Source organism: Pseudonocardia sp. SID8383 (assembly GCF_009864975.1).
GTDB lineage: Bacteria > Actinomycetota > Actinomycetes > Mycobacteriales > Pseudonocardiaceae > Pseudonocardia > Pseudonocardia alni.
The window spans coordinates 1-633 of record NZ_WWFY01000738.1 but is presented as its reverse complement, the minus strand read 5'-3'; the positions used below and the strand labels follow the sequence as shown (position 1 = coordinate 633).

At 79.9% G+C, this 633-nt stretch carries 1 protein-coding gene; it reads right to left on the bottom strand.

Translation table 11 applies throughout. The annotated features are described in order from the left end of the window. Positions 1 to 633: ABC transporter permease (locus GTW08_RS17720; RefSeq protein ID WP_275938990.1), on the bottom strand; the 633-nt coding region annotated here is incomplete at both ends.

The window sequence follows — 633 nt, the reverse complement described above, 5'->3', positions numbered from 1 at the left end:
GTCGCCACCGCGCCGACCCCCGGCACGGCGGCCAGCGCGGCCGGGTCCGGGGAGCCCGCGACGGCGATCCGGCCGCCGTACAGCGCGGTCGCGGCCGGGTCGCCGTCGGGCACCACCAGTGCGTTCCCGTTCCCGGAGCGCAGCGGCACGACCCCGGTGACGGTCAGCGTCCGGCCGCCGATGCCGACGAGCGCGCCGGGTGCGAGACCGGTGCGCTCCGCGGTGCCCGCGCCGACCAGCACCTCACCGGGCCCCGACGGCAGCCGGCCCGCCGTCAGCGGGTCCAGGGTGCTCAGCGGCCCGGTCATCGGGTCGGTGGAGAGCGTCCAGCTGCCGCTCGCGGCACCCGCCTCGACCGAGGAGGGCCCGGAGCGCGACTCCGACACCGCGTCGACCCCGGGAACCGCCCGCAGCCGGTCGACGACCGCGGCGGGGTCCGCGCCGTCGGACGGACCGCCGGTCTCGAGGCTGTACGCCGCTCCGGCGGGCACCGAGGACAGGCTGCCGGTGACCTCGCCGCGCAGGGTCGCGGTGAGGATCACCGCGCCGGCGGCGAACACCGTCGCCACCAGCACGGCGAGCCCGGTCAGCAGCAGCCGTCGCGGGCTGCGCCGGGCGCCGGCGACGGCCGCG